17 protein-coding genes and 1 riboswitch are annotated in these 24880 nt (G+C 69.9%); of the genes, 7 read left to right on the plus strand and 10 right to left on the minus strand.

Going from position 1 to position 24880, the window contains the following annotated elements:
* Positions 1-26 precede the first annotated feature (26 nt).
* The 4 genes from WI697_RS12660 to WI697_RS12675 all read right to left on the minus strand — a co-directional run bounded on the left by WI697_RS12660 (position 27) and on the right by WI697_RS12675 (position 12456).
* Complete coding sequence (locus WI697_RS12660) at positions 27-7643, minus strand: SDR family NAD(P)-dependent oxidoreductase (RefSeq protein ID WP_345958706.1); 7617 nt, start codon at positions 7641-7643, stop codon at positions 27-29.
* Positions 7640-9436, minus strand: coding sequence for an AMP-binding protein (locus WI697_RS12665; RefSeq protein WP_296714093.1), 1797 nt, complete (start codon positions 9434-9436; stop codon positions 7640-7642). Before WI697_RS12665 ends, WI697_RS12660 begins: the two co-directional genes overlap by 4 nt.
* 20 nt (positions 9437-9456) lie before the next feature.
* Positions 9457-10992, minus strand: coding sequence for a B12-binding domain-containing radical SAM protein (locus WI697_RS12670; RefSeq protein ID WP_345958707.1), 1536 nt, complete (start codon positions 10990-10992; stop codon positions 9457-9459).
* Positions 10993-11106: 114 nt separating this feature from the next.
* Positions 11107-12456, minus strand: a complete 1350-nt coding sequence (locus tag WI697_RS12675; protein WP_062770095.1) for a B12-binding domain-containing radical SAM protein — start codon at positions 12454-12456, stop codon at positions 11107-11109.
* A 398-nt stretch (positions 12457-12854) separates the two neighbouring features.
* Between WI697_RS12675 and WI697_RS12680 the strand changes: the two genes are divergently transcribed.
* Positions 12855-13649 (plus strand): enoyl-CoA hydratase-related protein, encoded by a 795-nt coding sequence (locus WI697_RS12680; protein ID WP_345958708.1) that lies wholly within the window; start codon positions 12855-12857, stop codon positions 13647-13649.
* A 2-nt stretch (positions 13650-13651) separates the two neighbouring features.
* Here WI697_RS12680 and WI697_RS12685 read toward each other — a convergent pair whose 3' ends face one another.
* Positions 13652-14203 carry a D-glycero-alpha-D-manno-heptose-1,7-bisphosphate 7-phosphatase gene (locus WI697_RS12685; protein WP_345958709.1) on the minus strand — a complete coding sequence of 184 codons (552 nt, stop codon included), beginning with the start codon at positions 14201-14203 and terminating at the stop codon, positions 13652-13654.
* Between the two features lie 100 nt (positions 14204-14303).
* A riboswitch (FMN riboswitch) is annotated at positions 14304-14486 on the plus strand.
* Positions 14487-14606: 120 nt separating this feature from the next.
* Between WI697_RS12685 and WI697_RS12690 the strand changes: the two genes are divergently transcribed.
* Together WI697_RS12690 and WI697_RS12695 are read left to right on the plus strand one after the other, a co-directional pair.
* On the plus strand, positions 14607-15143 hold the full coding sequence (locus WI697_RS12690) for a 6,7-dimethyl-8-ribityllumazine synthase (protein ID WP_345958710.1): 537 nt from the start codon (positions 14607-14609) through the stop codon (positions 15141-15143).
* 65 nt (positions 15144-15208) lie between these two features.
* Positions 15209-15604, plus strand: coding sequence for a hypothetical protein (locus WI697_RS12695; protein WP_156503379.1), 396 nt, complete (start codon positions 15209-15211; stop codon positions 15602-15604).
* Positions 15605-15626: 22 nt separating this feature from the next.
* On the opposite strand, the gene WI697_RS12700 is transcribed toward WI697_RS12695, so the two are convergent.
* Positions 15627-16877, minus strand: coding sequence for an MFS transporter (locus tag WI697_RS12700; RefSeq protein WP_345958711.1), 1251 nt, complete (start codon positions 16875-16877; stop codon positions 15627-15629).
* Between the two features lie 239 nt (positions 16878-17116).
* On the opposite strand from WI697_RS12700, the gene panC reads away from it, so the two are divergent.
* Complete coding sequence (panC, locus tag WI697_RS12705) at positions 17117-18034, plus strand: pantoate--beta-alanine ligase (RefSeq protein ID WP_062761567.1); 918 nt, start codon at positions 17117-17119, stop codon at positions 18032-18034.
* Positions 18035-18086: 52 nt separating this feature from the next.
* Complete coding sequence (locus tag WI697_RS12710; protein ID WP_298651008.1) at positions 18087-18788, plus strand: extensin-like domain-containing protein; 702 nt, start codon at positions 18087-18089, stop codon at positions 18786-18788.
* A gap of 7 nt (positions 18789-18795) precedes the next feature.
* On the opposite strand, the gene WI697_RS12715 is transcribed toward WI697_RS12710, so the two are convergent.
* A complete protein-coding gene (locus WI697_RS12715; protein ID WP_062761569.1) occupies positions 18796-19344 on the minus strand; it encodes a MarR family winged helix-turn-helix transcriptional regulator in 549 nt (182 codons plus the stop codon).
* 188 nt (positions 19345-19532) lie between these two features.
* Here WI697_RS12715 and WI697_RS12720 point away from each other — a divergent pair, with 188 nt between their 5' ends.
* A complete protein-coding gene (locus WI697_RS12720) occupies positions 19533-20762 on the plus strand; it encodes an ABC transporter substrate-binding protein (protein ID WP_062761570.1) in 1230 nt (409 codons plus the stop codon).
* Positions 20763-20821: 59 nt separating this feature from the next.
* On the plus strand, positions 20822-22387 hold the full coding sequence (locus WI697_RS12725; protein ID WP_345958712.1) for an AMP-binding protein: 1566 nt from the start codon (positions 20822-20824) through the stop codon (positions 22385-22387).
* A 5-nt stretch (positions 22388-22392) separates the two neighbouring features.
* On the opposite strand, the gene WI697_RS12730 is transcribed toward WI697_RS12725, so the two are convergent.
* The 3 genes from WI697_RS12730 to WI697_RS12740 are packed head-to-tail and all read right to left on the minus strand — an operon-like array spanning position 22393 to position 24874.
* Positions 22393-23838: a sensor histidine kinase gene (locus tag WI697_RS12730; RefSeq protein WP_345958713.1), complete on the minus strand. Its 1446-nt coding sequence runs from the start codon at positions 23836-23838 to the stop codon at positions 22393-22395.
* Positions 23835-24500, minus strand: a complete 666-nt coding sequence (locus WI697_RS12735; protein ID WP_014743988.1) for a response regulator transcription factor — start codon at positions 24498-24500, stop codon at positions 23835-23837. Before WI697_RS12735 ends, WI697_RS12730 begins: the two co-directional genes overlap by 4 nt.
* Positions 24497-24874 carry a PepSY domain-containing protein gene (locus WI697_RS12740; protein ID WP_345958714.1) on the minus strand — a complete coding sequence of 126 codons (378 nt, stop codon included), beginning with the start codon at positions 24872-24874 and terminating at the stop codon, positions 24497-24499. Before WI697_RS12740 ends, WI697_RS12735 begins: the two co-directional genes overlap by 4 nt.
* Positions 24875-24880: the final 6 nt, after the last annotated feature.

Here is a 24880-nt window from a genome sequence, read left to right on the forward strand (position 1 = left end):
GGCTCGTCTGCGGAGCCCTGGATGGGTCAGGGTGCGATCGCAGGCAGCAACCGCTCCGCCAGCTTGGAGAGCGACGGGCTCTGGGTCAATTCTATCGCAGGTGTCTTCACGCCCAGATCATCCTCGATCAGGCAGCTGAGTTCGACGGCCATGAGCGAATCGAGCCCGAGTTCGGCCAGCGGCTGGCCGGTATCGAGCGTCTCGGCGCTGGTGCCGAGCACGGTGGCGAGCCGTGCCGCGAGCGCCGCCTCGACCATGGCCTGGCGGTCCTCGGCCGCCGCCTCGCGGATCCGGGCAAGGACCTGGTCGCCCTCTCCACCGCCACCGCCGGCACCACCGGCGCCTTCGGTCAGCGGCAGGTCGGCATAGCGCGGGTTGCGGGCAAGCTCGGGCATGTAGCGGGCCCAGACCGCCCAGTCGATGTCGATCACGCCCGAGGCGACCGCCCCGGCCCCGAGCAGCGCCTCCAGAGAGGCCAGCGCATCGGGGGCCTGGACGGGGGTGAGGCCGTGGCGTTCGAAATGCCGGGCGATCTCGTCATGGGCCGCGACATAGCCCACGCCCCCGATCGCCCCCCAGTCGACCGCCAGCGCCGGCAGACCCTGCGCCCGGCGCCGTTCCGCCAGCGCCACCAGATACTGGTTGGCGGCGACGTAATTGGCCTGGCCGGGATTGCCGACCATCGCCGCAAAGGACGAGAACATCACGAACATCTCGACCGGATCGTCGCGGGTCGCGAGATGCAGGTTGAGCGCGCCCTCGATCTTGGGGGCCGTCACCCGGTGGAGACGATCGCGATCGAGCTTCAGGACGAAATCGTCGTCCAGCACCATGGCCGCATGCAGCACGCCCTTGAGCGGCGGCAGATCGGCCCGGATCCGACCAAGCATGGCCTCCACCGCCGCCCGGTCGGTGACGTCACAGCGTTCCACCCGCACCCGGGTGCCACCGGCGCGCAGCCGGTCGACCGCGGCCTGGGCCTCGGGCGTGGCGGCGCCGGACCGGCCGGCCAGCACCACCGTCCCCGCACCTTTGGCCACCAGCCATTCGGCAACGGCGAGGCCGAAGCCGCCCAGACCGCCGGTCATCAGATAGGTGCCGTCGGATTTGAGCGGCAGCGGCTTCGGCAGCGGCCGGGCGATGCGCGCGGCCTCGTCTTCCATGGCGAGCACGATCTTGCCGATATGGCGCGCCTGGGCCATGTGGCGGAAGGCCTGTTCGGCCCTGGACACCGGCCAGACCCGCCGCGGCAGCGGCTGAAGCCCGCCTTCGGCGAAGGCATCGGCCACCTCGGTCATCAGCCGTGCGGCAAGTTTCGGCCGCTCGCGGAACACCCGGTCGAGGTCGATGGCGAAATAGGAGAGGTTGTTGCGGAACGGCCGGAGACCGATGCGGGAATTGCCGTAGATGTCGGTCTTGCCGATCTCCAGGAAGCGGCCATAAGCCCTGAGCAGGCCGAGCGATTTCGGGATGGCCTCACCCGCCAGCGAGTTCAGCACCATGTCGACGCCTTCGCCATCGGTCGCCGCCATGATCTGGTCGGCGAAGTCGAGGCTGCGGCTGTCATAGACATGGGTGACGCCCAGGCTGCGGACGAAATCGCGTTTCTCGGGCGAGCCGGCCGTGGCATGGATCTCCAGCCCCGCCCGCTGTGCGACCTGGATCGCGGTCAGGCCGACACCGCCGGCGGCGGCATGGATCAGGATCCGCTCTCCGGCCTCGGCGCGGGCCAGATGATGCAGCGCATACCAGACCGTGACGAAGGTGATCGGGATGGTCGCGCCCCCTTCCAGCGGCACCCCGTCGGGCAGCTTCGCCACGAAGCCGCGGCCGACCACGGTGCGGCTGGCGAAGCCGGGCGCGATCGCCATCACCCGGTCGCCGGGCGCCAGATCATCCACCCCCGGCCCCACCCGCCGGATGGTGCCGGCGACCTCGTCGCCCAGCACCAGGGGCTCGTCGCCCTCGGTCGGGTAGATGCCCATCACCTTCATCACGTCGCGGAAGTTGAGCCCGGTGAAGGCGACATCGATCTCGACCTCCCCCGGCCCCGGCTCGCGCAGCCGCGCCTCGGTCAGCATCAGATTGTCGAGCGCGCCGGTCTTGAGGGCATCGAGCCGGAAGGCGGTTCCGGCCGCCGCCGGCCTGGGGTCGAGCGCCCGGCGGCGAAGCCCGTCGAGCGTCTCGGCCCGGATGCGGCCGACATGGGTCCGCGCGCCGCGGAGCGCGATTTCCGTCTCGTCGCCGGCCCCCTCGGCACAGATCCGGGCCAGTGCCTCGATCTCGTCGGTCCCGTCGGTCGAGACGGCGGCCGGCAGGTCGACCATCACCGTGCCCAGTTCCGGATGTTCGTTGGTCAGCACCCGGGCAAAGCCCCAGGCCGGCGCCTGTGCGGCCTCGGGCGCCGGATCGTCGGGCCGCACCCGCCGGGCACCGGCGGTCGCCAGCACCAGCCGTGGCGGATTGCCGAAGCTCGGATCGGTCACCGTCTGGACCAGTTCCATCAGCACCGCGGCCCCCGTCGCCTCCACGGCCGTCATATCGGCCGCTTCGGTCGGCCCGGCATCGAGCGACCAGAGATGCAGAATGCCGCCCACCTCGGGCAGATCCATCAGCGCCCGGTCCACCAGGCTACGGACATCGGCCACCTCGCCGGCCGTCACGGTCCTCACCGGATGGCCCCGTGCCTCAAGCGCTGCGGCAACCGCCGCACCGACACCGCGACCATCGGCCAGAACCAGCCAGCCGGGCTTCGCGCGGGTGATGGTGCTGAGCCCGAGCAGGGCATCCAGCTCGTCGGCCCCGGCCGCCGGCGCCTCGCCGGTGGTCACCGCGGTCTCGGTGGTCGACCGCCGGGCCAGGATGACGCTGTGAACGGTCGCCCCGCCATCCTCGCGGTCGTCGAGCGCCGCCACCGCCGGGCAGCCGGCGCGCATGAGCGCGGCTTCCCAGGCCGGCAGGGTCATGCAGGCATGATCGGGACGGGTCCCGGCATCGTCGAAGGCCCACCAGCCCTTGAGCATGCCGAAAACCAGATCGAACCAGGGCGGCGGCGCGGTCAGCTCGACCAGCGCCATCAACCCGCCCGGGCGGAGCAGACCGGCGGCATGGGCGATTGCGGTGTCGATCGCCCGGGTCGCGTGAAGCGCGTCGGTCGCCACCACCAGGTCAAAGCTCGCCGGCGCGAAGCCCTGGGCCGCCGGCTCCTTCTCGATGTCGAGCAGGCGGTAGCGGACGAAATCGAAGGCGCGGAACTTCTGCTCGGCCTTGGTGGTGAAGGCGGTGGAGATGTCGGTGAAGACATAGTCGGTGCGGCTGGCCGGCAGCACCGGCAGCAGATGGGCGGCGGTGGCGCCGGTGCCGGCACCGATCTCGAGGATCCGCAGCGGCCGGTCGGCGGGCAGCCGGTCGACCAGGGCGCGGACCGCCTGTTCCAGAATACGGTTATAGGTGCCGAAGCTCGGGCTGTCGCGATAGACCCGTTCGGCATCGACCTGCGATCCGTCGGGGAAGATCAGATCCAGCGGATCCTGCGCCCCGGTCAGCACCCGGGCCAGCGCTTCGCCGCAGCGGCGGATCAGCACCATCTCGGGCGCGAGCCCGGCATGACGGCGGTCGATCTCGGCGCCCAGCACCTCGGGCTCGGGCAACGGACCGGTGGCCGTCTCGGCCCTGACCACCTGGGCCAGCCGTGCCAGCAGCCGGTGATGGACGGGATCGACCCGCGCCGGATCGGGCGCATCGGCATCGATGCCCAGCTCGGCGAAGGCGCGGGCGGCATAGGCGGCGGTCAGCCGGTCGAGCAGCGGCTGCGCCTCGGCATAATAGCCGGCGCGGTCGAGCTTGCGGATCAGCGGCAGCACCATCGGCCGGGTTTCGTCGACCAGATCGGCCGGATCGGGCAGATCCGCCGCCACCACGCCCGCCGCCTGCGCCACCCAATGCTCGGCGAACAGCCGGCGATCGATGTCGCGGCCGGCACCGCGGCCGCCCTCGGCCTGATCCAGCGCCATGCACGAGAAGCCCTGCACCTCGGCCAGCACCCGGCCTGCGGCATCGGTCAGACGGATATCGGCATCCAGCTGCTTGGAATTCAGCGTCAGCAGCCGGGCATGGGCGTGAAGTTCGGCACCATCGTCGATCCGCCCCGACAGCCTGAGCCGTTCCACCGCCACCGGCAGATAGGCACCGGCGGCCGCGCTGCGGCTGTCGATCGCGCCAAGCACCGCCTGGAAACAGGCATCCAGCAGCGAAGGATGGAAGAGATAGCCGCCCGCGGCATCCGGCGCGCCGTCGCCCGCCCGTGCCGCGGCCGGCAGGGTCAGCCGGGCCAGCGCCTCGGCCGGCCCGCGCGACAGCGCCGCGATGCCCTGGAAGGCCGGGCCGTAATTCAGCCCGCGGGCCGCGAAGGCGCCATAGCCACGATCGGCCACCGCTTCGGTGCAGCGCCCGGCCGCAGCCTCCAGATCCACCGCCTGGGCCGGCAGCGCGCCCTGGGGCTTCAACGTCATCGAGGCATGCAGCGTCCACGGCGCCTCGTCCTCGCCGAGCGGCCGGGAGAGCACCCGGGCGCCACCGCTGGCGGGATCGAGCGCCACCTGCAGCTTCACCGCCCGATCGGCCCCCAGGATCAGGGCCTTCAGGAAGCGCACATCCTCGACCGCCGCCGGCACGGCGCCCATGGCCGCGGTCCAGGCGGCCAGCGCCGCCTCGATGAAACCGGCGCCGGGGAACAGAACCGAGCCGCCGACGGCATGGTCTGCCAGATAGGGCAGCCGCTCCAGATCGATGCGGATCTCGTAGAGCGGCAGGCCGGCGGCGATCCGCCGGCCGATGAAGGGATGGGCGGGCAGGCCGGCGCGGCCGTCCAGGCTCTCCGCCGCCTCCTGCCAGTAGCGCTTGTCCTGCCAGGGATAGGCCGGCAGCCGCACCGGCCGCAGCCGGTCGACGCCCGAGACCGCCTGCCAGTCGACCCGGTGGCCGGCGGCATAGAGCTGGCCCAGATTGCCGAGCAGAACCGCACGCTCTTCCGTCTGGCGGCGGAGCGAATGCGCCGTCATCACCCGCTCGCCCAGCTCGCCCGCCGTGTCGTCGATCGAGGACGAGATGACCGGATGCGGCCCGACCTCCAGGAAGGTCCGATGGCCGTCGCGGATCAGGCTGCGGATCGCGTCGGCGAAGCGCACCGGCTGGCGGACATTGCGCCACCAATAGGCGGCGTCATAGGGCAGATCCTCCGCCAGATCGCCGGTGACGGTGGAATAGAGCGGCAGGTCCGCCGCAGCCGGCCGGATCGCGGCGAGCGAGGCTTCCAGATCCTCGCGCAGCGGATCCATGTGGTGGCTGTGGAAGGGCACGGCCACGGTCAGGAAGCGGTTGAACCGCCCCTCTGCGGCAAGGCCTGCCGCGATCGCCTCCAGCGGTTCGGCATCGCCCGCGAGCGTCAGGATGCCGGGGCCGTTCATGGCCGCGATCGACACCCGGTCGGCCACGGGCGCGATCCGCTCCAGCGCCTCGGCCTCGGTCAGGGCCGCCGCCAGCATGCGGCCCTTGCCGCTGGCCCGCTGCTGCACGCGTGAGCGGTGATAGATCACGGTGCAGGCGGTGGCGAGGTCCAGTTGGCCGGCGACATGGGCGGCGGCCGCCTCGCCGGTCGAATGGCCGACGATGGCCGCGGGGCGGATGCCCCAATGGCTCCAGAGCCGGGCGAGGCCGACCTGAAGGGCGAAGTTCGACGGCTGCGAGATATAGGTCTCGGCCATCAGGCTCTGCGCCTCGTCGCGGCACATCTCGTCCATCAGCGACCAGGGCGCGCCGGCCGCGCGCAGATGGGCATCGCATTCCTCGATCGCGGCCCGGAACAGGGGTTCGCGCTCGATCAGCTGGCGGCCCATCGCCCACCATTGCGGGCCCATGCCCGAGAAGACATAGACCGGGTTGCCGGGTGCGGAACGGGCCCGGCCGCGGCCGGCGATGATGCCGGGGCCGGCCGTGCCGGCGGCGGCATCGCGCAGCCGTTCCGCCGCCTCGGCATGGTCGGCCGCCACGACCGCCAGCCGGTGGTCGTGCTGGCTGCGCCGGGTGCCCGCCCAGGCGGCGACTTCGGCCAGCGGCCGGTGCGCAGCCGCCTGGTCGCCATCGGTCAGCGCCTCCGCCAGACGGCGGGCGGCCTCGGCCAGCGCCTCGGCGCTGCGGGCCGAGACCGGGATCAGGACGGGTGCGCCGGTCCTGTCGGCATCGGGGGCGATGCCAGGCGCCCCTTCGTCCGACAGGGCCGGGCGCACGGCTTCGGCGGGTGCCGCTTCCAGCACCGCATGGGCGTTGGTGCCGCCGAATCCAAAGGAATTGACGCCCGCGCGGGGCGGATGGCCGTTATCCGGCCAGGGCCGGTCGCTGCTCGCGACCTCGAGCTTCAGCCCGTCGAAATCGATCTCGGGGTTGGGGCTCTCGAAATTCAGGTTCGATGGCACATGCCGGTGATGAAGGGCGAGCGTCGCCTTGATCAGTCCGGCAATACCCGCCGCCGCCTCCAGATGGCCGATATTGGTCTTGACCGACCCGACCAGGCAGCGATCGCCATCCGGCCGGCCCTGTGACAGCACGCGGCCGAGCGCGCGGGCCTCGATCGGGTCGCCGACCGGCGTGCCGGTGCCATGGGCTTCCATGTATTGCAGCGTGCCGGGCACGATGCCGGCCCGGGCATAGGCGGTCTCCAGCATGCGCGCCTGGGCATCCTCGCCCGGCACGGTCATGCCGTTGGTATGGCCGTCCTGGTTGACGACCGTGGCCTTGATCACGCCATAGACCGGATCGCCGTCGGCAAGGGCGGCCGAAAGCGGCTTCAGCACGACGATGCCGGCGCCCTCGCCCCGGGTATAGCCGTTGGCGCGGGCATCGAAGGTCTTGCAGCGGCCATCCGGCGCCAGCATCGAGGCGCGGCTGAAGCCGATGGTCGGCTCCGGCTTCAGGATCGCATTGACCCCGCCCACGATCGCCGCCCGGCTTTCGCCTGATCGCAGTGACTGACAGGCGAGGTGGAGGGCCACCAGAGACGAGGAACAGGCGGTGTCGACCGCAACGCTCGGCCCCTTGAGGTTCAAAAGGTACGAGATGCGGTTGGCGGCGATCGAAAGCGCAAGGCCGGTATTGGTGTGGCCGGAAATCAGCTCGCGATTGGCCATGCCGTGCTGGATTTCGGCATAGTCATAGGCCGCGATGCCGATGAACACGCCGACATCCGTGCCGTCGATGTCTTCAAGCTTCAGCCCGGCATCGTCGATGGCGTCGACGGCCGATTCGAGCAGCAGGCGCTGCTGGGGGTCCATCAGCTGCGCCTCGCGCGGCGAGATGCCGAAGAAGCCCGGGTCGAAGCGGTCGATGCCGTCCAGGAAACCGCCCATCCGTGTGCCGACGGTGCCGGGACGGGAGGCCGGATCAGGATGGTGGAACAGGGCCGCATTCCAGCGGTCGGAGGGCACCTCGCGGATGGCATCCACCCGGTTGCGGAGCAGCGACCAGAAGGCCGCCGGGCTGGAGGCGCCGCCCGGCAGACGGCAGCCGATGCCGATGATGGCGACCGGTTCGGCCACGGAGGAAACCACGGCGGCGGCCTCTGCGGCGGCCATATCCTTGGGCGCATTCATCCGGTGATCCTCCCTGGGGCGGGTGTCGTCTTGTTTTTTGAGGCCGCGGCCTGACGGTCCGCCAGGCGCGCGGCCACGATCTCGCGGCAGCGGAAGCGCTGAACCTTGCCGCTGGGGGTGCGCGGCACCAGGCCGGCGGCGATCCAATGCGTGCCGATGCCGGTCAGGCCGAAAGCCTCCGCCAGAGCATCGCGGATGCGCTGGGCGATGGCGGGGCGCGCCTCTTCGGGGCCGAGGCGGGTGTCGAGCAGCAGATGCAGGGTTTCGGTACCGATGGTCTCGTCGGTAAGACCCACGGCAATGACCGCGGGCGTGATCGCGGCATCGGCCGCGGCTTCGGCCACATCTTCGATCTGGGCGGGGGTGAAATTGCGTCCGCCCAGGATCAGCAGATCCTTGGCCCGGCCGGTGACATGCAGCCGGCCATCGGCCAGATAGCCCAGATCGCCGGTGCGCAGCCAGCCGTCGGGCCGGGTCAGCCGGGCGCTTTCGGCCGGATCCTGCCAATAGCCACCGACGGTCGCGGGGCTGGCGACCTCGATCTCGCCGACCCGGCGTTCGGGCAGTTCGGTGCCGTCGGGCGCGGTGATGCGGATCGCGGCCCCCGGCACGGCCGGCCCCAGGGTGACGGCATGAAGCCGGCGCCCGGCCTCGTCTCCGGCCGGTGCGGCCACCCCTTCGGCCGCCAGCCGGTCGGCATCGACCGGGTCGGTCACGCAGCCACCCACCGGCGGGATCGCCACCGCCAGCGTCGCCTCGGCCAGGCCATAGACCGGGCGCAGGGTCTCGGGCGCGAAACCGTGGCTGCCGAAGGCGGCGCTGAAATCCTGCAGGGTGCGGGCATGAACCGGTTCCGCCCCGCACAGCGCCACCCGCCAGGCCGAGAGGTCCAGCCCGCGCGGCGGGCGCAGCCGGGCCAGGCGCGCGCACATCTGAAAGGCGCTGTTGGGCGCCGGCGACAGCGTACCCTTGTGCCGCGACATCCAGGCCGGCCAGTTCATCGGGTTGCGGACGAATTCGCCGGTATCGGCCAGCACCATCGGCACGCCCCAGCGGAGCGCATAATTGAGCCCGACCAGCCCCATATCGTGGGAGAGCGGCAGCCACGAGACCAGAACATCGCCGCCCACACCCTCGGGCCCCGGGCAGATCGCCGCCGCGATCTGGGCGAGATTGGCCGAGAGCCGGTCGTGATGCACCACCGCGAGCTTGGGTGCGCCGGTCGATCCCGATGTCTGCTGAAGATGCGAAATGCCGCGGGGATCGGCGGTCATCGCCGGCAGGGCTGCGCGCAACCCCGCCGCCAGCAACCGGTCGGCCGCGGCAACCGCCAGACCGGGGGCCTGCGTGTCCAGGCCGTCGAGCGCCCCGGCCGGTTCCGCCTCGGCAATCAGCAGCCGGGCCCCCGCCCTGCGGGCAATATCGGCCAGATGGGCGCGGGCGGGATCCGGCACCGGCACGGCGGGCGGCGCCACCACCACCGGCAGGGCACCGATCGCACCGGCGCCCAGATGCAGCGCCAGGAACAGCCGCGAGGCCGGCAGCGCCAGCACGATACGATCACCGGCCGCGATGCCGGCCGCCGCCAGAGCCCGGGCGCCGGCGGCGGCGAGCGTCGCAAGATCGCCCCGGGTCAGCACCGCCTCGGCACCACCGCGTTCGATCACGCGCAGGGCGAAGCCATGGGGCGCGGTCTCGGCCCCACGGGCCACCGCCTCCCAGGTGGTGGCCGCGGGCAACGCGTCATGGAAGCTGCGGAAATGCGGGTCCGCAGGAGAGGTCGCCATGGTCATCTCGGGCACGCCTCCGCGGCTCAGCGGGCATAGGCCTTGGCGAAGGCCGGCTCGGCCCCGCGGGCCGACCGGGCCAGCCAGTCACGGGTGGCACCGTGCCGGGCCTCGAAATCTCCCAGCAGCAGATCCTCTTTCAGCGTGCCCTCGCGGGTGTAGTAGGGCACCTCCAGTTTCTCCAGGAAGCCGATATGGCGTTCCATGCCGCCGCGGCTCTGCGCGACGCTGCGCTGATAGGATTTCAGCCGCATCCGCCGCTGCGGCCGGGTCTCGACCTCGAAGGCGCGTTCGAAGAACACGTCGTAGCTGTCCAGGATCGACCGCTGCAGGTCGGACGGCCGCATATGGCGCGGGAAGATGCCGACGAAGGAATAGTGCTGATAGGTCGGGACCTCCATGATGATCCGGTGATCCTCGATGTCCTGGCGCGCGCCGAACAGCAGGTTCTGGAAGGGATATTCGGCCAGGCACACGAAGGTCGGATGCACGATCCGGGCGTCCGCGCACCAGCGGGCGGTGCGGCGGATGGCGCCCTGATCCTGGGCTTCCAGACCGAAGATGATCGCCGAATGGATGTAGACGTCGTTCTCGGCGAAGCGCCAGAGACGCTCGGTCTGCTCGCTGGCATCGACCTTCTTGTTGAAGGCGCGCAGCACGCCCGGATCTTCGGATTCCACGCCCAGGCAATATTCGTCGAAGCCCGAGGCCTTCATCTCCAGCACCAGATCCATGTCGTCGGCATGGTTAATCCGGCTCATCGAGATGAATTTATAGGGCCGGTCGCGCACCGCCTGGGCCACCTGCTGGCAGAAATCGCGCCGGGTGGTGAAGTTGAGATCGGTGACATAGAACCGGGTGCAGCCGGTCTGGGCATGGATGCCGTCCAGCTCGGCCACGATATCGGGCACGGTCTTGGTCCGGAACCGCCGGCCCAGCAGGCGGATGGCATAGCAGAACGAGCAGTCGAAGGGGCAGCCGCGCGACATCGACACCGTCGCCCAGTGCAGCCGCGGCGCCCGCGCCAGCAGTTCCGGGCGGATGGCGGTGGAGACCTTCTCGAACCGCTTCACGTCGGAAATGGCGAGCCGGCCGTCGTCGCCGATCCAGGCGATGTTCGGAATGTCGTCAATCGGGCCACCGACGCCGCCCACGGCGCGACGGGCGATCAGTTCCAGCGTCGGCAGCTCGCCCTCGCCGATCACCGCCACATCGGCATATTTCAGCGCCTCGTGCGGGGCGAAAGCCGCATGCGGCCCGCCCATGATCATGAGCGAGTCCTTGCGCCGCCGCCGGGCGATCGTCTCAAGGGTCGGGATGTTGGACCAGAAATGGGTGGCGAGCGCCGAGACCAGAATGACGTCGTAGCTCTCCAGCGGAAAATCGGCCGGGTTCTCCCCCCAGAACATCTGGCACATGTCCAGCTGCGCCTCGGGGAGCTGATCGGCGACGAAGGAGGCGACGTAATAGATGCCGTCATTGTAGGTGGTGGCGAGCGTCGACACATCCGGATAGTCGGGATGGAAGCCGAGCTGAATGGCCAGGATCTTGAGCGCGCTCATCGGACGGTCCCTCGGACAGGCCCCCCGTCGCCGCCCGCCCTTGCGGCGGGCGGGCGGCAGACGGATGGTACCGGGCGTTTCGGCAGCAGACGGAACAGGTGATCCGGGCGCCGGTCAGCGCTCGGGGGCCGCGAAGGCGCCGGCGGCCATGCCACCGCCCAGCCGCGACGGCCGGCTGCCGATCGGCAGCTGTCCGCGCTTGGCCGCCATTTCGCGGCGCAGCTTTTCCTTCATGTCCTGCTTGATCTTCTGCGCCACGACGCCGGGGTCGTTCACCTTGCGCTGGGCCCAGGCCATCAGGTCGCGGGCCTCTGACGGCGACATCTTCGGGTGCTTCCAGACCAGGTTGTAGAGGTCGAATTTCGACAGGTCCGGCTCGTTCACCAGATGCTCCATCTGCTTCCACAGCTTGGTGCCGTGGAAGGGCGTGAGCAGGGTCAGCTGGCAGGCGAACAGCCCCTCATCGGCCAGCTGGGTGATGTCGTATTCCATGTCTTCGATGCTGTCGTCCTGGAAGCCGACCATGAAGGTGCCGAGGGCACGGCGGCCGTTCTTGATCAGCTCACGGACGGTCGCGCGGACGTTGTAGACGTCGTCGCGCTTCTGGACGTCGGCGATGTTCTTGTCGCGATAGCTTTCGATGCCGATGATCGCACCATCCATGCAGCGATCGGTGAGTTCCGAAATCCGGCCGCGCAGCAGATCGGCACGGGTCAGGCAGATCCAGCCGAGGCCACGCTTGGCCAGCCCGTCGACCACCCGTTCGGCGATGTCGTTCTTCAGGAAGAATGACTCGTCGTAGATGATGACATGGGCGACACTGTTCTCCTTATAGGTGTCGAGCGCGTACTCCATGTCCTCCATGAAGATCGCGTCTTCCTTCGGATTGAACACCGGCGTCGAACAGAAGGTGCAGCCGATGTTGCAGCCGCGCTTGCTGTAGAGATAGCCGACCTTCGAACTCACGCCGCGGAAGCTCGACTCGCCCATCATCGGCGGATGGGTGACGTGCTCCAGCGGCCGCCCGTAGACGTATTGATGCAGCACGTATTCGCCCGGTCCCTTGATCAGCCGGTCGAAATGCGGCTGGATTCCGGGCGTGATCGCGCCGTAATTGCCGCCCCAGACCTCTTTCACCCCGTATTCACGGGCGAGTTTCGCCATCTGGATCGCGACCGGCACAGACCAGGTGTAGAAGCTGATGCCCACCATGTCCCACTGCTCTGAGCCGAGCGCCTTTTCGTATTCGGCCCAGGTGGGATATTCCAGAACCTCGACATCCGGCACATTGGCCTTCAGGAAGTTCAGACCTGTGGGGGGGCAGGTCACCGACAGGCGGTCGGCGAGGTCGTTGGCGCAGGTCCAGGCCATGTAAGTATCGGTGCGATCGTACCAGTTGCCGCCGATACCGTTCATCTCCACCAGCGCCTCCTTGGGCGCCGTGGTGAGAAGTACCCGTTTCATGGAACATCCTCCCTGGCGGATCTCCGGGCGGGGGCCGGTCGAACCATCTCGGGCGCCTCATGCGTCAGAGCACGGTTCGGGGGGATACATCCAGCCCCCTTCACGGGGCTGCTGGACTCTGGCACCTCGCTACCATCCGTCTCGTTCTGCAGCACTTCTTATCCATATACGATAGTCGAACGACCACCCTAACGCATCATGATTCTATAATAATCGCGGAACGGTTTAGTAACACCGTTACGACATCTGAGTGTATGCAGTCATACTCCGCATGGCGGACGCGGGTTGCCGCAGCATGTCCCGTCCCGCGGCGCCGGGCTAAGCTCTGGCAGGCGCATCGCTGAAAATCATCATGACCAGCCGGCCAGCTGCGCCGGCCCGGCTGGTGGAGGAACCCCATGTCTGAACTGCTTGAACGCATTGAAAGCGGCGTCGCCTGGCTGACGCTCAACCGGCCGGAACGGCGCAATGCCATGTCGCGGCCGATGCTGGCCGCGCTGGTCTCGGCCCTCACCCGGCTTGCCGCCGACGATGATGTGCGGGTGGTGGTGCTGACGGGTGCCGGCGGCGCCTTCTGCGCCGGGGGCGACGTCAAGCGCATGGCGGAAACCGCCGAGGCCGAAGCCGCGAAGTCGAGCGAGCGCCGGGCCACGGAACTGCGCCAGGTGATGGAAGCCTCGCGCTGGCTGCACGAGATGGGCAAGCCGACCATCGCCGCCCTGCCCGGGCCCGCGGCCGGTGCCGGCCTGTCGCTGGCATTGGCCTGCGACATGCGCATCGCCGCCCGCACCGCCGTGATGACCACCGCCTTCGCCAAGGTGGCCCTGTCGGGCGATTTCGGTGGCAGCTGGTTCCTGACCCAATTGGTCGGTCCCGCCAAGGCGCGGGAGCTTTACTTCACCGCCGAGCTGCTCGACATGACCGCGGCCGAGAAGCTGGGCCTGGTCAACCGCGTGGTCGATGCCGAGGCCCTGGAGGCCGAGACCCGCATGATCGCCGAGACGCTTGCCCGCGGGCCGGCGCTGACCTATGCCGCCATCAAGCGCAATATGAACCTGGCACAGGCCGGCACGCTGTCGGAGGTGATGGATCTGGAAGCGATCCAGCACACCCGCTGTTCGGAAAGCGCCGACCACCGCGAGGCGGCACAGGCCTTCGTCGAGAAGCGGGCGCCCCGGTTCATCGGCCGCTGACGTCAGGCCGGGCGCGTGCCGTCGATCACCAGACGCGCCGCCGCATCCAGATCCGGCGCCCAGAAATCGGGTGCCGGATCGCACGACCCTGCCGCTGCCTCGTCGCCGATCAGCACGGCCATGGCGCCCACCGCACGGGCAAGGCCCATATCCGACGGCTTATCGCCGAAGACCACCGCCCGGACCGGATCGAACCCCAACCGTGCCGCCGCACGCCGCACCATGCCCGGCGACGGCTTGCGGCAGTCGCAGCCCTCGTCGGGCCCGTGGGGGCAGATCTCGATCGCATCGAAGCGGATGCCGTGCGGCGCCAGAAGATGACACATCCGCTCGTGGATCGCCTCCAGCGCCTCGGGCCGGATCAGACCGCGGGCGATGCCCGACTGGTTGGTCACCACCACCAGGCCGAAACCGGCGGTGACAAGCCGCTTCAGACCCGCCAGTGCCCCGGGCAGCAACTCGAACCCGGCCGGATCGGCCAGATAGCCGGTGTCGAGATTGATGGTGCCGTCGCGATCGAGCAGGGCATAACGGCGGGGTTGGGTTTCCGGCATCTGAAGGCGTCTCCGGTGACGTGATCGGAAGGTGTTGCCGCAAGCGGCAGGGCGCGCGTATGGTGAGGCGGTCTGCGTCCTTCCGCAAGGGGCGCGGGCGATACGTTCTCGGGGCGGGGTGGAAGTCCCCACCGGCGGTAGGCAAGCGGGCCCAGGCCCGGTTGTGAGCCCGCGAGCGCCCGCCAGAGGTTCAGGGCCGATGGGCCCGGCACCGATGGCGGGGTCAGCAGATCCGGTGCGATGCCGGAGCCGACGGTTACAGTCCGGATGGAAGAGAACGGAGAGGCGCGTCCCCGGCGGGACGGGCGGCGGCGCAGTTGTGTGCCCTGACCGCCCGTATGGCCAAGGGGCGTTTCCCCGTGCGCCCTGATTCTGGCAAACCGGTATCCCGATGAGGACCGCCATGAATCAGATCAGTCAGACGACCCCCACCACGATCCACCAGGACGGCGAGGTCACACCGCGTTTCGCCGTGTTGCGTGCGCGCTGGCATGCCGAGCTGGTCGACCGCGCCGTCGACGGCTTTGCGGCACGCATGGCCGAACGTGGCATTCCCGCCGACGCCATCGACGTGATCGACCTGCCCGGCGCCTTCGAAATCCCGCTGGAGGCCAAGCGCATCGCGGAAGCCGGCCGGCATGTGGCCGTCATCGCGGTGGGCTTCGTGGTCGACGGCGGCATCTACCGCCACGACTTCGTCGCCCGTGCGGTGATCGAGGGGCTGATGCGCGTCCAGCTCGACACCGGCATGCCGGTGTTCTCGGTGGTGCTGACACCGCATCACTTCCACGAGCATGATGTCCATCAGGCCTTCTTCACCGGCCATATGACCACCAAAGGGCACGAGGCCGCCGAGGCCTGCCTTGCCACCCCGGCCGTGCGCGACCGGCTGGGCGACCATGCCACCAGGCCAGACGCCACCAGGGCCGACGCCGCCTGACCTGCCGGCCCGCCCCGGAGACGGGGCGGGCCCCATCGAGCCATTGCGGAGATCCCATGCGCCACATGCCACACCTCCTGCGCCAGATCGTGCTGGCCGCAGGTGTCGCCACCACCCTCTTCGCCCTGCCGGCCGAAGGTCAGGCCGCCGATCCGGTCTGCTGGGTGGATGTGGACCGCACCAACGCGCTCGCCACACGCGGCGCCGCGCAGGATGGCGATTTCGCCGCGGCGGTCCGCAAGCTTCTGGCGCGGACCTGCAAGGCCGGCAATCCCCTGCGCGGTTATGTTCCCTATGCCGCCAATGCCCCGGCCGGGGCCGCCAAGGCCGACCGGACCTATGCCGCCTATCCCGACTGGACGGCGGCGGGCAATATCGCGGCCGCAGCCTGCGACATCGACGCGACCATCGCCTTCACCCCCGAAGTGCCGGGCTTCGTCTGCCGCTTCGTCGGTGAGTAGGGGGCAGGAGGAAGAGCAGGGTTCAGACCGGGCGGCCCGGCAGGCGCCAGCCGGCCACGACCGCCACGAGCAGGGCCGCCAGCGCCAGACCGAAAGGCAGCACCGCCCCCACGGCGTACAGCCCGCCCACGGCCGATCCAGCGGCATAGCCTGCGGTCTGGGCTGAATTCAGCAGGCCGGCACGGGTGCCGCGCAGGCGGGGATCGGCGGTGACGCGAGCGAAGAGCATCGCCACCACCACCGCCATCCCGGCGCCGGTCAGCATCGCGGACGCGACGAAGGCCCACCACGCCCCGCCCCACCAGCCGAGCGCGATCGACAGCGGCAGCAGCATCAGGCTTGCCGCCCAGGCGCGTGCCGCCAGCGCCGGACGGGCGCCGATCCGCGGCAGGACGAGGGTCTGGACCCCCAGCATCACCACGGCCGCCGCCGCCATGACGATCGCCACCAGCTGCGAGGCCGCGGGCGCCGCCATGTCGAGCCGGGCCATGGCATGCAGGCCGAACACGAACTGCATCATGCCCATGGCGAAGGTGCCGATGCCGACCACCAGGAAAGGCCGCATCATGCCCTCGGCCGCCCGGGGCGGGTGCCCGGCTGCAGCGGCCGCACCGCCGCGCCCGGCCGCCGCGGCGGCGCCGCCCAGCCCCACCACGACCAGCACGGCCGAGGCGGCACCGATCGCCGACAGCCCCCAGAGCGGCGCCACCGGCCCGACCATCAGCAGGGCCAGCGCCACCGCCGGCCCGGCCAGGCGGCCGACGCTCAACCCCGCCGCCAGGGCGCCGGCTGCCGCCAGGCGCCGCTCGGGCCCCGCCAGATCCACCGCCCAGGCCTGCCCGACCGGATAAATGGCCGAGCCCGCCACGCCGAAGATCAGCCGCGAGACGATCATCACCCCAAGGCCGGTCCCATGGCTGATGCGCCCTGCGGCCAGAAGATCGGCGGCGCCCGCGAACAGGGCATGGGCCAGGGCGGCACCGACCAGCCCCGCCAGCAGCACCGGTCTGCGGCCGAACCGGTCGCTCAGCCGCCCCCAGAGCGGTGCTCCGACCATGAAAGGCAGCACGCCCAGGGCCACCAGAAGGCCGAGTGTGGCGGCATCGATGCCGGTGGCGGCGATCAGCCCGGGCACGATGGCGACCTGGATGGCCTGCCCTGCCCCGATCACCGCCACCGCAGCCCCCAGCAGCCGCAGGGCATGGCGTGGAACGGCACCGGCAGGCGGTGCAGCGACAGCGGGCGTGGAACCGGCGGAGGATGACCCCGGCATGGACGATACCTTCATCACCTGGGGATGACATTCAACCCATGATGAAAGGAATGCTGAACGCTTTGCGCCTGCCGTGCAATGCCCCTCATGCACGGCGCGTGTTCCCTGTTGATGGATGCAAAGTGTCCGATCCTGGAAAACAACTGGCGTGCTGCACCGCAACAGGCTAGCGTGCCGGTCACGCGCCTCCACCCAAGAAGAGGCGCCGGCCATGATCGCCAGAGGAGACCGCCGCTACCATGTCCTCGCCCTCCCTCGCCGCTGCATCGAACCCCGCCGTCGACATCGTCCGGGATCGCGCCGATCTGCGCGGCCGGGTGCTGCGGTGGCGCGCCCAGGGTGCACGCATAGCCCTGGTGCCGACCATGGGCGCCCTGCATGACGGCCATCTGAGCCTGATCGACATCGCGCGCGCCCGGGCCGACCGGGTGGTGGTCAGCATCTTCGTCAACCCCACGCAGTTCGCGCCCGGAGAGGATTTCGACCGCTACCCGCGCGACGAGGCCGGCGATCTGGCCCGGCTGGCGGAACGGGGTGTCGATCTTGCCTGGATGCCGGCGGTCGGCGACATGTACCGCCCCGATGCCGCCACCACCGTGCATGTCGACCGGCTGACCCAGGGGCTGTGCGGCCCCTGGCGCCCCGGCCATTTCGACGGCATGGCGACGGTGGTCGCCAAGCTGCTGATCGGCTGCGGGCCGGATGTGGCCGTGTTCGGCGAGAAGGACTGGCAGCAATTGCAGGTGATCCGGCGGATGGTGACGGATCTCGACATCCCGGTGGAGATCGTGGGCGCCCCCACCAGCCGCGAGCCATCGGGCCTCGCCCGGTCGTCGCGCAATGTCTATCTCGACGCCCGCGAGCGCCCGGCCGCCGAGGCACTGAACGGCGTGCTGCACGAAACCGCCGCGGCCATCCTGGCCGCCGCCGCCGATGACGGTGATGCGGTCGCAGGCGCCCTCACCCGCGGCCGCGCACGGCTCACCGATCTCGGCTATGGCCGGGTCGAATATCTGGATCTGGTCGATGCCGAAACCCTGGCGCCGCTGGACCGGGCGCCGGTGCCGGGCCGGCCGGCCCGGCTGCTGGTCGCGGCGCGGCTGGGCAGCACCCGGCTGATCGACAACATTCCAGTCGAGACCCGGACAACGGCGTGACCGATCCGTGTCCCGGCTTGGCCGGCCTGTCGGGCGCCCCACCTGACAGGTCATGCGCCCCGCACGCCTGATCCTGACCGTCCTGATCCTCGGCCTCGCCGGTGCCGGCCTCGCTCTGGCTGCCGGGCTGGTGCGGCTGCCGGATCGCTGGAACCCTTTCGCCCCGCCGGTCATCGCCGACGCCCCGAACCTGCTGACCGGCTGGAAGATCGCCCGGCTGAAGGACGCGCCCGACCAGTGCCTGACGGTGCTTGAGACCGGGTCGCTGGCCTTCACGCCGGTGCCCGACCGGCAGACGGCCGAAAGCTGCGGCTTCCGGAACGCCGTCCGGGTCGATGGTGCCGAAGATCTGCGCTTCTCGTCGGGCTTTACCGCCAGCTGTCCGCTGATGGTCGCCTGGTCGATCTTCGAGCGCCACATTCTGCAACCCGCCGCCCGTCGCCATTTCGCAAGCCCGGTTGCGCGGGTCGAACATCTGGGCACCTATGCCTGCCGCCCGGTGCGCGGCGGCAGCACCCCCAGCCAGCATGCCACCGCCAATGCGATCGACATCGCCGGCCTGGTGCTCGCCGACGGAACCCGCATCACCCTGGCGCGCGACTGGTCGGGCGACGACGCCCGCAAGCGCGCCTTCCTGCGCGAGCTGCGTGACGGCGCCTGCGAGGTGTTTCGCGGCGTGCTCGGCCCCGACTACAACGCGGCCCATCGCGACCATTTCCATCTGGACATGGGGCGCTGGAGCATCTGTCGCTGACCGGCGCTCAGCTGTCGCCGTCGCCCTCGCCGGTTGCCGCCATCACCCGCGCCAGAAGCGGCCGGTCTTCGGCCCGGGCCAGCGCCATCATGATGGTCGAGAAATCATCGGCATGGCGCGGCCCCGCCGCGCGGATCGCGGCCGAAATCACCGCTTCCTGACAGGCAAAGGCGGCCCGCTCCATCCGGATGCCGGCCTCGGTGAGATAGAGCCGCCGCCGCCGCCGGTCGCCGCGATCGGTTTCCTGGCGCAACAGCCCGTCATCGAGCAGCCGGTTCAGCACCCGGGCCACGCCCTGCGCCGTGATCCCCAGGATGTCGAGCAGCTCCCCGACCGTGATCCCCGGCAGCCGGGCCGCGAAATACATCACCCGGTAATGGGCGCGGCCAAGCCCGTGCTCGCGCAGGAAGCTGTCGGCATCGCCGGTGAAGCCGCGATGGGCGAAGAAGAACAGCTGCGCGACCCGATGGGCGGCGGCGGTCGCATCCGCCAGATCGCCGAGCGGCGCGCGCTTCGGCAGCTCCGGGATGGACGGGTCTCGCGGGGTGTCTGACATCGGGGCTCCGGCTGGCGGCTTTGAAACATCCTGCGTCCCGCCGGGGGCCGGGGTCAAGCGAGCCATGTTTCAAACCAAATAGCACAATAATATTGTGTTACTATGATCAGCTGATAGTCTCTCATCCAGAACCGACTGATGCGGCAGGCAAGACCGCAGAGGTCACCGACCCCGGGAGGATCCCAAGGATGATCGCGCTCAAGACCCCGCTGACCCGCCTGATGGCCGCGGCGCTGCTCGCCGGTACCGCCGGCCTCGCCCTCGCCGCCCCGGCCATGGCCGGTGCCGATGGTGCCGTGAAGATCGGCATCCTCAATGACCGCTCCGGCCCCTATTCCGACGCCACCGGCGAAGGTGCGGTGGTCGCGGCCCGCATGGCGGTGGAAGATTTCGGCGGCAAGGCGCTGGGCAAGCCGGTCGAGGTCGTCTCGGCCGACCACCAGAACAAGGCCGATATCGGCTCGTCGACGGTGAACCGCTGGCTGGACGTCGAAGGTGTGGACGCCATCTTCGACGTGCCGAATTCGGGCGTGCTGCTGGCGCTGCAGGAAATCGTCCGCAACAAGGACGGCATCCTGGTCTCCTCGGGCGGCGGCGTGTCGAAGTTCACCGGCGAGGCCTGCTCTCCCTACGGCTTCCAGTGGAGCTACGACACCTATTCGGTCGCCAATGCGCTGGGCCGCGCCACGGTCGCGGAAGGTGGTGACAACTGGTTCCTGGTCCAGGTCGACTATGCTTTCGGCGAGGCCCTGGCCAGCGATCTGACCAAGGCGATCACCGAGGCCGGCGGTAAGATCGCGGGTTCGGTCAAGCATCCGCTGAACACGCCGGACTTCTCGTCCTACCTGCTGCAGGCCCAGGGCTCGGGTGCCAACACGGTGGCGCTGATCAATGCCGGCGGCGACACGGTCAACGCGCTCAAGCAGGCGAAGGAATTCGGCCTCGCCGACTCGGGCCAGAAGATGGTCGCGATGCTGTTCTTCAACACCGACGTGCTGGCGATCGGCGCCGACGACCTCAAGGGCCTGACCGCGATCAACGGCTATGAGGCGAGCCTGAATGCCGAAACCCAGGCCTTCGGCGAGCGCTTCGCCAAGCTGCACGGCACCTGGCCGACCTCTCTGCAGATCGGCGTCTATTCGGCGGTGAACCACTATCTGAAGGCGGTCGAGGCCGCCGGCACCGATGCCCGCGATCAGGTCGCGGCCAAGATGCGCGAGATGCCGGTCGAGGATCTGTTCGTGAAGGACGGCAAGGTCCGCGCCGACGGGCTGATGATCCACGACATGCTGCTGACCGAGGTGAAGCCGTCGTCGGAGTCGAAGACCCGCGGCGACGTGTTCAAGGTGGTGCGCGCGATTCCGGGCGACGAGGCCTTCCGCCCGCTCGACAAGGGCGGCTGCCCTCTGGTCAAGTGATCCCGGTCCTGCAGCAGGAACCAGGCCCACAATAAGAAACCGGGAAGGAACCGCCCCCCATGCGCATCATCGATTTTTTCGATCGGGGGGCGGCCATCGCTCCCGATCGTGAGGCTCTGGTCTCGGCCGGGCACAGCCTCACCTATACCGAAGCCCGCACCCTCACCTGCCGCATCGCCGCCGCCCTGGTCGCCCGGGCGGGCGGCGATCCGGCAGCGGTCGGCACCGTCGCGGTCTGGAGCCCAAATCACGCGCTCGCCTTCGCCTGCCTGCTCGGCGGCGTCAGGGCCGGCGGGGTCTGGGCGCCGATCAATGCCCGTGGCCATGCCGACGACAATATCGACTTTCTCGACACCGCCGACTGCCGGACGCTGTTCATCCATTCAAGCTTCGCCGGCTATCTGCCGCGGATCCGCGAGACGGTAACGACGCTCGAAGACGTGATCTGCATCGACGGCCCGCTCGACGGCGCCCTCTCGCTCGACGATCTGCTGGCCCGGGCGGAGGGGCTGCCGGTCCCGGATCTGCGTCCCGATCCGAACCGCCTGGCCGCCCTTTTCCCCACCGGCGGCACCACCGGCCGCTCCAAGGCCGTCCGGCTGACCGAGGGGGTGTGGACGGCGCTGATTGCAATCACCCACGCCGCCATGCCGCCGGTCGACCGTCCGGTCTATCTGGTCGCCGCCCCGATGACCCATGCCGCCGGCGCCATGGCCTTCCCGGCGCTTGCCGCCGGCGCCCGGGTGGTGATCATCGAGCGCGCCGATCCGCTGGAGGTGATGGAGGCGATCGATCGCGAGAAGGTCACCGACCTCTTCCTGCCGCCGACCGTGATCTACGGCATGCTCGGCCATCCGCGGCTGCGCGACTTCGACTACGGCTCGCTCCGCCATTTCATCTATGCCGCCTCGCCCATGGCACCCGACAAGCTGGCCGAGGCGATCAGGGTTTTCGGCCCGGTGATGGCCCAGACCTATGGCCAGGCCGAAGCGCCGATGCTCTGCACCTTCCTGTCGCCCGCCGAGCATGCGGCGGCGGCAGCCGATCCCGCCCTCGTCCACCGCCTCGCCTCCTGCGGCCGCCCGACCCTGCTGACCCGGGTCGAGATCATGGATGACGACGGCAGCGTCCTGCCCCGGGGCGAGCGGGGTGAGATCGTGGTCCGCGGCGACCTGGTGATGGCCGGCTATCACAAGCGTCCCGAGGCGACGGCAGAGGTCAGCCAGTTCGGCTGGCACCATACCGGCGATGTCGGCTGGATGGATGCGGACGGTTTCGTCTACATCGTCGACCGCAAGAAGGACATGATCATCACCGGCGGCTTCAACGTCTATTCGGCCGAGGTTGAAAACGTGATCCAGGGCCATGCCGCCGTGCAGAACTGCGTGGTGATCGGCGTCCCCGACCCGAAATGGGGCGAGGCGGTGACCGCGGTGGTCGAGCCCGTTCCCGGCGCCGACGTGACGGCGGAAGAGCTGATCGCCCTTTGCCGGTCGAAGCTCGGCCCGGTCAAGACGCCCAAATCGGTGCTGTTCGAAGAGGCCCTGCCGCGCAGCCCGGTTGGCAAGATCCTGAAACGGGCGGTCCGCGACCGCTTCTGGAGCGGGCGCGACCGGCTGGTCTGATCCCCTCACCGGCGGCGCCGGCCGGTCTCTTCCGCACGGGGCAGCGTCACCCGGGCAGCGAGACCGCCCAGTTCCTCGCTCGCGGTCAGTGCGAGCGTGCCGCCATAGATCTCGACCACATCCGAGACGATGGACAGGCCGAGCCCCGATCCGGGCACCCGCTCGTCCAGCCGCCGGCCGCGCTGCAGGGCCGCCCGGGCCTGATCGGGGGTCAGGCCCGGGCCGTCATCCTCGATCAGGATCAGGAGCATGTCGCCGCCGGCTGCCGCACCGCTCACCCGGACGCGGCCGGCGGCCCATTTGCAGGCATTCTCCATCAGATTGCCCAGGATCTCTTCCAGATCCTGACGCTCGCCGCGGAAGTCGAGCTCGCCACGAGGCTCGAGATCCGGGGCCAGATCGACGGCGATGGAAAGCGGCGGGTCGCGGCGGGCGAACATCCGCTCCAGACTGCGGGCAATGTCGGCGGCAACCGGCGCGACCGGCGTCCGGGCCCCGATCACCGCGGCATTGGCGGCGGCAGAGGCGCGGGTCAAATGACGCTCGACGATCAGCCGCATGGCGTCGATCTGCCGGCGGGCAACCTCGCGCCGGTCCTCGGGCAGATCGGCGATGTCGGCCGCGAGCAGGGTCAGCGGGGTCTTGAGCCCGTGGGCGAGATTGCCGGCCTGGGCGCGGGCCCGGCGTACCACCTCGGCATCATGGTCGAGCACGCCGTTCATCGCCCGGACCAGCGGCAGCACCTCGCGCGGGCGCTGTTCATCGAGCCGGGCCGCCCGGCCGGCGCGGATCGCATCCAGATCGCCCGAGAGCCGCCGGAGTGGCGCCAGCCCCCAGCGCAGCTGAACCAGCGTCAGCAGCGTCGCCACCAGCACCAGCCCGCCCAGCATCAGGATCAGCAAGCGGTCGAAACGCCGGGTCTCCAGCCCGATTTCGGCCGCATCGGCCGCCACCGCCACCACCAGCGGACCGTCATGATCGGGGAGCGTGATGGTGCGGGCGACCAGACGCAGCGGCACGCCTTCGGTCGGCCCGTCGACGATCTGACGGACGGCGGCCGGGCCGGAGCCCGGGGTGCCGAAGACATCCAGCGTCTGATCCCAGAGCGAGCGCGAGGCGAGCACGACCTCGTCGGTCATGCCTTCCTGGCCGACCTCTTCCACCTGCCAGTACCAGCCCGAAAAGATCTGGTCGAAGCGCGGGTCGCCGAGTCCGCGATCGAGGCCGATGGCGCCGTTGCGCCCCACCCTGAGTGCGGCGACCAGCGCCCGGTGCAAGGCTTCGAGCCGCTGATCGAACGCCGCCTCGACCGAGCGATGGAAGGCATGGGAGAGCGCGAACCCGCCGGCGGTGACGGCGATCAGGGTGGAAACCAGGGCCGCCGCGGCCAGGCGGAGCGCGATCGACCCCGCACGGCGGGGCGGGGGTGCGGAGGCGGGATCCTCGCTCAACTGGCGCCCGCCTCCAGCACCCAGCCGCGGCCGCGCACGGTGCGGATCAGCGGCCGGTCGAGCTTGCGGCGGATGCGGGCGAGCAGCACGTCGACGACGTTGGAATCCGGATCGGCATCGCGTTCATAGACATGCTCGACGATTTCGCTCCGGCCGACCACCCGGCCCTGATTGTGCATCAGATAGGCCAGCAGCCGGTATTCCTGGGCGGTGAGATCGAGCCCGGCGCCGTCGATCCGGAAACGGCCGGCGCGGGTGTCGAGCACCAGCGATCCGCAGCGCAGATCCGCCGCCGCATGGCCCGAAGCCCGGCGGATCAGGGCATGAAGGCGCAGCACCACCTCGCCCATTTCGAAAGGCTTGGTCATATAGTCGTCGGCACCGGCATGGAAGCCGGCCTGTTTTTCCGACCAGCGGCCGCGCGCCGTCAGGATCAGCACCGGCATGTCCAGCCCGTCCTCGCGCCAGCGCTGCAGCACGCTGACCCCGTTCATGCCCGGCAGGCCCAGATCCAGCACCACCGCATCATAGGTTTCGGTCTGGCCCAGATATTCGGCGAGCGTCCCATCGGCGGCGATGTCGACCGTGAACCCCGCCTCGACCAGCACCTTCTTCAGCCGGTCGGCAAGCTCGGCATCGTCTTCGGCGAGCAGAATTCTCATCGGATCCTCGCAGCCTCGATCCCCCGGCCGGCGACTTCCAGAAAGGCGCCATCCGAGGCCCGGAAGCGGAATTTCAGCACGGTTCCGGCCTCGGTCAACAGGTCGACGACATAGATCATGTCGTCGTCGTCATCGTCGTCGCGTTCGAGTTCCGCCTCGATCACCCGGCCGCGATAGCGCTCGCCGATCCAGGCGACGATGCGAGAGAGCGGCACCACCCGGCCTTCGCGCACGGCTTCGCGCAGCGCCCGGCGATCCCCGGGCGGATCGGCAAGGCCCGGCTGCGGGGCGAAAACGGTCAGCGCCACCGGCACGGCAAGGGCCAGGGCGGTCGAGATGCGGCACAGGTGGCGGTGGAGACGGATTACGCGCATGCGCGT

Source organism: Tistrella mobilis, from assembly GCF_039634785.1.
Taxonomy (GTDB): Bacteria; Pseudomonadota; Alphaproteobacteria; order Tistrellales; family Tistrellaceae; genus Tistrella; species Tistrella mobilis.

Bases quoted from the DNA above. Each gene is read 5' to 3' on its own strand.
- WI697_RS12735 (WP_014743988.1), bottom strand. From the start codon at position 24,500: ATGAGAATTCTGCTCGCCGAAGACGATGCCGAGCTTGCCGACCGGCTG.
- WI697_RS12660 (WP_345958706.1), bottom strand. From the start codon at position 7,643: ATGAATGCGCCCAAGGATATGGCCGCCGCAGAGGCCGCCGCCGTGGTT.
- panC (WP_062761567.1), top strand. From the start codon at position 17,117: ATGTCCTCGCCCTCCCTCGCCGCTGCATCGAACCCCGCCGTCGACATC.
- WI697_RS12670 (WP_345958707.1), bottom strand. From the start codon at position 10,992: ATGAGCGCGCTCAAGATCCTGGCCATTCAGCTCGGCTTCCATCCCGAC.
- WI697_RS12715 (WP_062761569.1), bottom strand. From the start codon at position 19,344: ATGTCAGACACCCCGCGAGACCCGTCCATCCCGGAGCTGCCGAAGCGC.
- WI697_RS12680 (WP_345958708.1), top strand. From the start codon at position 12,855: ATGTCTGAACTGCTTGAACGCATTGAAAGCGGCGTCGCCTGGCTGACG.
- WI697_RS12710 (WP_298651008.1), top strand. From the start codon at position 18,087: ATGCGCCCCGCACGCCTGATCCTGACCGTCCTGATCCTCGGCCTCGCC.
- WI697_RS12690 (WP_345958710.1), top strand. From the start codon at position 14,607: ATGAATCAGATCAGTCAGACGACCCCCACCACGATCCACCAGGACGGC.
- WI697_RS12725 (WP_345958712.1), top strand. From the start codon at position 20,822: ATGCGCATCATCGATTTTTTCGATCGGGGGGCGGCCATCGCTCCCGAT.
- WI697_RS12685 (WP_345958709.1), bottom strand. From the start codon at position 14,203: ATGCCGGAAACCCAACCCCGCCGTTATGCCCTGCTCGATCGCGACGGC.
- WI697_RS12695 (WP_156503379.1), top strand. From the start codon at position 15,209: ATGCCACACCTCCTGCGCCAGATCGTGCTGGCCGCAGGTGTCGCCACC.
- WI697_RS12720 (WP_062761570.1), top strand. From the start codon at position 19,533: ATGATCGCGCTCAAGACCCCGCTGACCCGCCTGATGGCCGCGGCGCTG.
- WI697_RS12700 (WP_345958711.1), bottom strand. From the start codon at position 16,877: ATGCCGGGGTCATCCTCCGCCGGTTCCACGCCCGCTGTCGCTGCACCG.
- WI697_RS12665 (WP_296714093.1), bottom strand. From the start codon at position 9,436: ATGACCATGGCGACCTCTCCTGCGGACCCGCATTTCCGCAGCTTCCAT.
- WI697_RS12675 (WP_062770095.1), bottom strand. From the start codon at position 12,456: ATGAAACGGGTACTTCTCACCACGGCGCCCAAGGAGGCGCTGGTGGAG.
- WI697_RS12740 (WP_345958714.1), bottom strand. From the start codon at position 24,874: ATGCGCGTAATCCGTCTCCACCGCCACCTGTGCCGCATCTCGACCGCC.